The following is an 8,440-nucleotide window of genomic DNA, read 5'->3' on the forward strand; positions in this document are numbered from 1 at the left end:
TGTCTGCGGACTGGTAGCCCGGACAAGGCGCGTCGAGCGCCGCCTCCGGGAAATGTGCCGGGACTGAGGCATTGGCGCTGCTTCGTCCCGGTGGCGCTGCGCTGACCGGGCTACGGGTTTCCAGCCGTCAGCGGACTGGTAGCCCGGACAAGGCGCGTTGAGCGCCGCCTCCGGGAAATGCGCCGGGGCTGAGGCATTGGCGCTGCTTCGTCCCGGTGGCGCTGCGCTGACCGGGCTACGGGTTTCCAGTTGTCTGCGGACTGGTAGCCCGGACAAGGCGCGTTGAGCGCCGCCTCCGGGAAATGCGCCGTGGCTCGCCGAATTTCCTTTTGCTTCGCGGTTTTTTACAGCAGTCTGCACCATACTTACCTTTTTGTTGGCGAAAGGAGCAGGCAATGAAACTGATCGGCAGCTATACCAGTCCCTTTGTGCGCAAAATTTCCGTCATTCTGCTGGAAAAAGATATTCCCTTCGAGTTCGTCAACGAATTCCCTTACAACGACGTCAACGGCGTAGCGCAGTATAACCCGCTGGGGAAAGTGCCCGCGCTGGTCACCGACAATGGTGAATGCTGGTACGATTCGCAGATTATCGCGCAATACCTGGAGCAACTCGGCGTCGCGCCGAATATGCTGCCAGCGGAGCCACAAGCCGCGCTGAAAATGCGTCAGCTTGAGGCGCTGGCTGATGGCGTTATGGAAGCCGCACTGGCTCTGGTGCGAGAGAAAACGCGCCCGGCAGCACAGCAGTCGGAAAGCGAACTGTTACGCCAACGGGAAAAGGTCGCGCGCGGTCTGGATGCGCTGGAAGGCTATGCGAGTGACGGGACTTTACGCCCGGATGAAGTCAACCTAGCGACCATTTCGGCGGCCTGCGCTATCGCTTACCTTAACTTTCGCCGCGTCGCGCCGGGCTGGTGCGCCACCCGCCCTAAGCTGGTCAGACTGGTGGATTCGCTCTTTCAGCGCGCCAGCTTTGCGCGCACCGAACCGCCGAGGAGTTGACCCAGGCAGGTAACAGTTTCTGCCCGGAAGCGGTACAATCACCGCTTATTTGTTGACTCCCTCTCCCGTCGGGAGGGGGGAAAATAACTTACCGCCAGGCCCATTCATGACTACCGAGATTCGTGCGCTTTACACCCGGCTTCCGGCCATCGATCGCCTACTTCGCGAACCCGCATTTTCCACGCTGCTGACGCAATATGGCCACTCCCAGACGGTGACGCTGCTGCGCCAGATGCTGGAAGAAGCAAGAGAGCACATCCGCCAGAGCCAGGCGCTACCCGACTGGAGCGATGACTGGTTGCAGGAAACCACGCGGCGATTAACGCAGACGCAGCAGAGCGCGCTGCGCCCGGTTTTTAATCTGACCGGCACCGTGCTGCACACCAATCTGGGCCGCGCCATTCAGGCGGAGGCGGCGGTTGAGGCGGTTGCTCAGGCGATGCGCGCCCCGGTCACGCTGGAATACGATCTTGACGATGCCGGACGCGGCCACCGCGACCGCGCGCTGGCCGATCTGCTGTGCCGGATAACCGGCGCGGAAGATGCCTGTATCGTCAACAACAACGCGGCGGCGGTGCTGCTGATGCTGGCAGCCACCGCCAGCGGCAATGAGGTGGTAGTTTCGCGCGGAGAGTTGGTGGAGATCGGCGGTGCGTTTCGCATTCCCGACGTCATGCGCCAGGCGGGCTGTATCCTGCATGAAGTCGGCACCACTAACCGCACCCACATCAAAGATTATCGTCAGGCCGTTAATGAGAATACCGGCCTGTTAATGAAGGTGCACACCAGCAACTACAGCATCGAGGGCTTTACTAAAGCGGTCGATGAAGCGGAGCTGGCGGAGATAGGCCGCGAGCTGAATATCCCGGTGGTCGCCGATCTTGGCAGCGGATCGCTGGTCGATTTAAGTCACTACGGCCTGCCGAAAGAGCCGATGCCACAAGAGCTGATCGCCGCAGGCGTCAGCCTGGTGAGCTTCTCCGGCGATAAACTGCTGGGTGGCCCGCAGGCGGGGATTATCGTCGGTAAAAAGGCGCTGATTGCGCAATTGCAAAGCCATCCGCTGAAACGTGCCCTGCGGGCGGATAAAATGACCCTCGCAGCGCTGGAAGCCACGCTGCGCCTCTATCTGCACCCGGAAAAACTAGCTGCCGAGCTGCCGACGCTGCGTCTGCTGACCCGCAAGGTGGATGAGATCCACCAGCAGGGTGAGCGTTTGCAGGCAAGTCTGGTGGCACATTATGCTGATTTTGACTTACGGGTTGAGCCATGTCTGTCGCAGATCGGCAGCGGTTCGCTGCCGGTGGATCGTTTACCCAGCGCGGCGCTGACCTTTACCCCGCGCGATGGTCGCGGCAGCCAACTGGAGGCTCTGGCGGCCCGCTGGCGTCTGTTACCTGTGCCGGTGATCGGCAGGGTTTATGATGGCCGCATGTGGCTTGACCTGCGCTGTCTTGAGGATGAAACCCGGTTTATGGAGATGTTATTGAGATGATTATTGCCACCGCCGGACACGTTGACCACGGCAAAACCACGCTGCTACAGGCGATTACCGGCATCAACGCCGACCGCCTGCCGGAAGAGAAAGCGCGCGGGATGACTATCGATCTGGGCTACGCCTATTGGCCGCAACCTGACGGTCGGGTGCTGGGATTTATCGACGTTCCCGGCCACGAAAAGTTTTTGTCCAACATGTTGGCCGGCGTTGGTGGTATCGATCACGCGCTGCTGGTGGTGGCCTGCGATGATGGCGTGATGGCGCAGACGCGCGAACATCTGGCGATCCTTCAGCTCACCGGAAAGCCGACGCTAACCGTTGCGCTAACCAAAGCGGATCGCGTTGAGGCGGCGCGGGTAGAGGAAGTACGGGCGGAAATCGATGCAGTGCTGGCGGAATTTGGCTTTACCGATGCCACCTTGTTTGCCACAGCGGCCACGCAAAACCGGGGCATTGCCGAGCTGCGTGAGCATTTACTTCAGCTCAGTGCGCGGGCGCATCCGCAGCATCAGCGTTTTCGTCTGGCTCTTGACCGCGCGTTTACCGTCAAAGGCGCGGGGCTGGTGGTCACCGGAACCGCGCTATCCGGCGAGGTCAACGTTGGCGATACGCTGTGGTTGACTGGAGTGGATAAACCAATGCGTGTGCGCGGCCTGCACGCGCAGAATCAGTCGGTCGGACAAGCATGGGCTGGTCAACGCATCGCTCTGAATATCGCTGGCGATGCGCAAAAAGAGGAACTGAATCGCGGCGACTGGCTGCTCTCTGCGCAGCCGCCGGAAGCCTCTGAACGAGTGATTGTCGAACTTCAGTGCCATGCGCCGCTGAGCCAGTGGCAGCCGCTGCATATCCATCATGCCGCCAGCCATATTACCGGCCGCGTGTCGCTGCTCGAGGGCGCGCTGGCGGAGCTGGTGCTGGATACGCCGCTGCGGCTGGCGGATAACGACCGTCTGGTGCTGCGCGATATTTCCGCTCGCCTGACGCTAGCCGGTGCGCGGGTGGTGGCGCTGAATCCACCGCGCCGGGGTAAGCGTAAGCCGGAATATTTACAGTGGCTGCATGCGTTAGCGGCCGCGCAGGACGATGACGTTCAGGCGCTGGATATTCATCTTCAGCGCGATGCGGTTCGCCTTGATGATTTCGCCTGGGCGCGTCAGCTCAGCGACGAAGGCCTGAACGCGCTGATTAGCCGTCCTGACTATCTCCAGGCAGGAAACAGTCTGCTTAGCGCCCCGCTGGCCGCGCGCTGGCAGCGAAAACTGCTCGATGCTCTGGCGCGTTATCACGATCAGCATCGCGATGAGCCGGGTCCGGGCCGCGAACGTCTGCGGCGTATTGCGCTGCCGATGGAGGATGAAGCGCTGGTGCTGCTGCTGATTGAGCAGATGCGCGAAAGCGGTATCGTTCACAGCCATCACGGCTGGCTGCATCTGCCGGAGCATAAAGCGGGTTTTACCGACGAGCAGCAGGCCATCTGGCAGCGGGTCGCCGGGCTGTTTGGCGATGAGCCATGGTGGGTGCGCGATCTGGCGCGGGAAGCCAACGTCGAGGAGTCACTGATGCGCGCGGTATTACGCCAGGCGGCGCAGCAGGGGATGATTACCGCGATCGTTAAAGATCGCTACTATCGTAACGATCGGATTGTCGAATTCGCCAAAATGATCCGCGAGCTGGATCTGGAAAGGGGCTCCACCTGCGCGGCGGATTTTCGCGATACGCTGAACGTCGGGCGCAAGCTGGCGATTCAGATTCTGGAGTATTTCGACCGCATCGGTTTTACCCGCCGTCGCGGCAACGATCATATTCTGCGCGATAAAGCTTTGTTTCTTTAAGCATTATCAGGTAAATCCCGGAGGCGGCGCGTTGCGCCTGTCCGGGCTACAAGACTGTTACCCATGTTTCCGGTTCATACCGCAGTGCCACCGGGAAATAGCGTTAACGCTGGCTCATCCGGCGAGCGATGCGCTCAAGCTTAATCATCAGCAGTAGTGTCACCCCCACCAGCACAATAGTCAGCGCCGAGCCGTCGGCGATATTGCCGCGGTCTGTCAGGCTGAAAATGGTGACCGGTAGCGTCGTCCATCCCGGCGGGTAGATCATGACCGTCGCGCCCAGCTCCCCCATCGACAGCGACAGGCTCAGCGCCAGCGCGGAGATCATCCATGGCGTCATCAGCGGCAGTGTGACATAGCGCAGGCGATACCACGGCGATGCGCCAAGACTGGAGGCGACGTTTTCGATATCGGCGGAAATTCGTGCCAGCCCGGTGGAAACGTTGCTGAAGGTAAAGGCGGAAATCAGCACGAAGTGCGCCGCCAGCACAATCCAGAAGGTGCCGTTCATCTGTAGCGGCCCCTGGCTGAAGGCCACCAGAATACCTAAACCCACGGACACCGATGGAATGGCGCTCGGCAAATAGAACATCAGCCCGAGGTATTTTTGCAGCTTCACACTGTACTGGCGCAGGGCCAGCGCCGCCCACATGCCGCACAGCAGAGCGAACAGGCTGGCGTAGAAACCGACCATCAGGCTGGAAAAGAGCGAATCCCACGCCGCGCCGCGAAACGCGTTAACGAAGTGCCCGAGGGTAAAGCCGGACGGCAGCAGGCCGTTCCACTGCTGACTCAGGCTGGACATTAAAATCACCGCCAGCGGCAGAAAAAAGAACCCGGCAAACAGCGTTACCGCCAACGCGCCCGCCGCAGTGCGGCCTTTACGCGACCAAATCAACATCGTTAGCTCCTTGCGCCGGTACGCGCGGCGGCCAGTCGGTAGAGCATAAACAGCCCCAGCGACAGCAGAATATTTATTAGCGCAATCATGCAGGCCACGCCGTAATCCGATTCGAGAATGGCTTTGCTGTAGACCATCATCGGCAGGGTATTGACCCCTTTAGCGCCGATAAACAGCACAATGCCGAACTCGTTGGTGGTCAGCAGCAGGCACAGGCTGCCGCCTGCCATCAGCGCCGGAAGCGCCGCCGGGAATATCACCTGGCCGATAACCCGCAGCGGATGGGCGCCAAGAATGCTCGCCGCTTCGAGCTGGCTTTTATCAATTTGCCGCAGTCCGGCCATCAGCGGGCGCATCACCAGCGGAGTGAAAACGGTGATTTCCGCCAGAATCACCCCCTGAATCGAATAGAGAAAATCGACCGGCGGCAGTTCGAAAGCAAACAGCGACATCAGCGTGCCGTTCAGCAAGCCCGTCGAACCGTAGATAAAGGTGAATGCGAGAGTGATGAGGAAAGTCGGCAGGGCAATAAAGGTATCAATGACCCGGCCGATAAACTGGCTGCCGGGAAACGGAATAAATACCAGAATCAGCGCCAGCACGCTGCCGAGCAGCAGGCAGCCCAGCGTGGCAAAGACCGCGATTTGCAGCGTATTGAACAATGCGTTAATAAAACGGCGGGATTCCACCACCTGCCAGAAAGTCCCGAGGCTCAGGTGACCGCTGGCATCGCGCAGTGCCTGCTCAGCAATCAGCAGCAGCGGATAGAAAAATAGCGTCGCCAGCACCAGCAGCGGTAGCAGCAGCCACAGAAAGGGCCGCAGGTTCAGGGGCGAGCGCACAAGCGTGAGCGTTTGCGACATCATTACACCTCGATCAGGACCGCATCATTGGGTTCAAAATAGAGCGCCAGCTTGTCGCCCGCACGCGGCAGCGGATCCACGTGGGTCATTACGATGCGTACCGCTTCCCCCGCGACGTCGCATACCAGGTGGGTCAAATCACCCTGCCAGTGCACCGACGTCAAGGTGGCGTTAAGTCGGTTGCTGGTGGCCGTTCGCGGTGAGAGGCTCATATGCTGCGGGCGTATGCATAACAGCTTATTGTTGCCGTGCTGACCGCCATGGCTGAAAGCATTAATCAGCCCGCCGCCGCAGCTGACGCTGACCAGCCCCGGCCCCGAGGTATCTTTCAGCGCCGTCGCCTGCAGGATATTGGCGCGCCCGAGAAACTCAGCGGCAAAACGATTGGGTGGATAGTGGTAAAGCTGATGAGTTTCGCCGTGAGCAATTAGCGAACCATCTTTCATGATGCCAATCTTGTCCGCCAGGGTCAGGGCTTCGGTCTGATCGTGGGTGACGTAGAGAATCGTCAGCTCCGGCAGTTCGCGGTGCAGGCGGGCGATTTCCTCCACCATGTTATGGCGGATTTGCGCATCCAGCGCCGAGAGCGGCTCATCAAGCAGTAATACTCTCGGACGCACGGCGATAGCGCGGGCAATGGCGACGCGTTGCTGCTGGCCGCCTGAGAGCTGATGCGGATAACGGCTGGCGTAATCCGCCATACCAACGATTTTCAGCGCTTCGTTGACTCGCTCGGCGATCAGCGCTTTCGACTGTTTCTGCGCCCGCAGGCCAAAAGCAACGTTATCTTCCACCTTCATATGCGGGAAAAGGGCGTAGTTTTGCACCACCATCCCGAGGCCGCGTTTATACGGCGGCAGATGAGTGACGTCGGTGTCGCCAATCAAAATTCGACCACCCGCAGGCTGCACAAATCCGGCTATCGCCCGCAGCACCGTGGTTTTCCCGGAGCCGGAGGGGCCAATCAGCGCCAGCACTTCACCCGGTTCAATGGTCAATGACAGCGGCTTTAGCACCACGTTGCCGTGATAAGAAACGCGCAGCGAGTCGAGGGTAATCCCGGTGGTTCCCGCCAATAATGGTGTGTGAGAGGCAGTCGTTTTCATCAACATCACGCTTACTCGCTGTCCGTCACTTGATGCCAGCGGGCAATATCCGCCGACAGTGAAACCGCAACATCGTCCCAGTTCGGTTCCCAGCTTTTCACGCCGCTAATCGCCGCTTTTGCTGCTTTGAAGTTGGCATCTTCCGGCGCGACATCGCTACGTACCGGCAGCCCCCAGGAGAGCGCGCTGACGCTGGTCTGAGCCGGTTTATCGAGCAGGAAGTTAATCAACTTTTTGCCGTTTTCGCTGTTCGGACCGTTCTGTACCAGGCCGACGGTGTAGGGCAGCGCCAGCGCGCTACGTTCGCCTTTCGCGTCTGCTGGCCAGAAAATTTGTACGTTCGGGTTACGCGCCATCTGCGACAGGTTCATTTGCAGGTCACCGTTAGCGACGTACAACTCGCCTTTGTTGACCAGCGCGGTCAGCTTGCCGGTCGAAGCCGACGGCCCAACGTTGTTCGCCTGAAGTTTGCCGAGATAGTCGAAACCCGCGTCTTTGCTACCGAGGCTGTGGAACGCCTGCAGCATCACGGCGGTGCCGTCGCCCGCCTGACCCGGCGTGGAGTATTGAAGCTTGTTTTTGAAGCGGTTATCGAGCAGATCTTGCCAGCTGGCCGGGGCGGCTTTCAGCAGCTTGCTGTTGTAGATAAAGGTCAGGTAGTTGTTGACCAGCGGTGAGTAGCGGTCGTGGACGCCGGGGATCTGTTCGCTGCCCTGCGGCTTAAATTCGGCTAATAGCTGCTCTTTGGCGGCGCGCTGAATAAATGGCGGAACCGTCACCAGCACATCAGCCTGTGGATTGGTACGCTCTTTCGCCAGACGCTCGACAATCGCCCCAGAGCCGCCTTCAACGTACTGCACTTTGATACCCGTTGCCTTCGTGAAGGCATCAAATTGATTTTGATACCAGCTGTTGTCGCCATCGTGCAGGCCGTCAGCGGAATAGACGGTAACCACACCATCGGCCCAAACCGGGGCGCTGGCGAGGGCGATAGCGGATAGCAGAGCGAGTCGGGAGAGTTTCATCGTGTCAGCCTTTTCGGGTGAGTGAATTAAATGGTCTATACCAGATTGGCTTTCACGCTACCGGGGGTTTATGACAAAACGATGAATAAAGTGTGTCGAAAGGGTTAAAAACAGCAGTGCGTTGCTTTCCCCGGAGGCGGCGCTTGACGCGCCTGTCCGGGCTACCAAACCAGCAGGCTGCTCGATCCCGTAGCCCGGTCAGCGTAGC

General features: G+C 59.6%; 8 protein-coding genes. 3 read left to right on the top strand and 5 right to left on the bottom strand.

All coding sequences use genetic code 11. The annotated features are described in order from the left end of the window. Positions 1-360: hypothetical protein (locus QVF11_RS21205; protein ID WP_287859051.1), on the bottom strand; the 360-nt coding region annotated here is incomplete at its 3' end. A 35-nt stretch (positions 361-395) separates the two neighbouring features. On the opposite strand from QVF11_RS21205, the gene QVF11_RS21210 reads away from it, so the two are divergent. The 3 genes from QVF11_RS21210 (at position 396) to selB (ending at position 4,337) form a co-directional block, all read left to right on the top strand. Further along, on the top strand, positions 396-1,004 hold the full coding sequence (locus QVF11_RS21210) for a glutathione S-transferase (protein WP_112217380.1): 609 nt from the start codon (positions 396-398) through the stop codon (positions 1,002-1,004). Positions 1,005-1,110: 106 nt separating this feature from the next. After that, positions 1,111-2,499 (top strand): L-seryl-tRNA(Sec) selenium transferase, encoded by a 1,389-nt coding sequence (gene selA / locus QVF11_RS21215; RefSeq protein ID WP_287859053.1) that lies wholly within the window; start codon positions 1,111-1,113, stop codon positions 2,497-2,499. After that, the gene (gene selB, locus QVF11_RS21220) at positions 2,496-4,337 is read left to right on the top strand and encodes a selenocysteine-specific translation elongation factor (protein ID WP_142513471.1); all 1,842 of its coding nucleotides are present in this window, start codon (positions 2,496-2,498) and stop codon (positions 4,335-4,337) included. Before selA ends, selB begins: the two co-directional genes overlap by 4 nt. A 103-nt stretch (positions 4,338-4,440) precedes the next feature. Here selB and phnV read toward each other — a convergent pair whose 3' ends face one another. The 4 genes from phnV to phnS are packed head-to-tail and all read right to left on the bottom strand — an operon-like array spanning position 4,441 to position 8,232. After that, on the bottom strand, positions 4,441-5,238 hold the full coding sequence (gene phnV, locus QVF11_RS21225; RefSeq protein WP_112217383.1) for a 2-aminoethylphosphonate ABC transport system, membrane component PhnV: 798 nt from the start codon (positions 5,236-5,238) through the stop codon (positions 4,441-4,443). 2 nt (positions 5,239-5,240) lie between these two features. Further along, positions 5,241-6,101 (bottom strand): 2-aminoethylphosphonate ABC transporter permease subunit, encoded by an 861-nt coding sequence (gene phnU / locus QVF11_RS21230; RefSeq protein WP_287859059.1) that lies wholly within the window; start codon positions 6,099-6,101, stop codon positions 5,241-5,243. A gap of 2 nt (positions 6,102-6,103) precedes the next feature. Continuing rightward, positions 6,104-7,213, bottom strand: coding sequence for a 2-aminoethylphosphonate ABC transport system ATP-binding subunit PhnT (gene phnT, locus QVF11_RS21235; protein WP_287859055.1), 1,110 nt, complete (start codon positions 7,211-7,213; stop codon positions 6,104-6,106). A gap of 5 nt (positions 7,214-7,218) precedes the next feature. After that, a complete protein-coding gene (gene phnS, locus QVF11_RS21240; RefSeq protein WP_287859057.1) occupies positions 7,219-8,232 on the bottom strand; it encodes a 2-aminoethylphosphonate ABC transporter substrate-binding protein in 1,014 nt (337 codons plus the stop codon). Positions 8,233-8,440 lie beyond the last annotated feature (208 nt).

The organism is Klebsiella sp., assembly GCF_027492335.1.
Taxonomy (GTDB): Bacteria; Pseudomonadota; Gammaproteobacteria; order Enterobacterales; family Enterobacteriaceae; genus Klebsiella; species Klebsiella huaxiensis.

Excerpts from the sequence above, each read along its gene's own strand:
- QVF11_RS21210 (WP_112217380.1), top strand. The coding sequence starts at position 396 with ATGAAACTGATCGGCAGCTATACCAGTCCCTTTGTGCGCAAAATTTCC.
- selA (WP_287859053.1), top strand. The coding sequence starts at position 1,111 with ATGACTACCGAGATTCGTGCGCTTTACACCCGGCTTCCGGCCATCGAT.
- selB (WP_142513471.1), top strand. The coding sequence starts at position 2,496 with ATGATTATTGCCACCGCCGGACACGTTGACCACGGCAAAACCACGCTG.
- phnV (WP_112217383.1), bottom strand. The coding sequence starts at position 5,238 with ATGTTGATTTGGTCGCGTAAAGGCCGCACTGCGGCGGGCGCGTTGGCG.
- phnU (WP_287859059.1), bottom strand. The coding sequence starts at position 6,101 with ATGTCGCAAACGCTCACGCTTGTGCGCTCGCCCCTGAACCTGCGGCCC.
- phnT (WP_287859055.1), bottom strand. The coding sequence starts at position 7,213 with ATGTTGATGAAAACGACTGCCTCTCACACACCATTATTGGCGGGAACC.
- phnS (WP_287859057.1), bottom strand. The coding sequence starts at position 8,232 with ATGAAACTCTCCCGACTCGCTCTGCTATCCGCTATCGCCCTCGCCAGC.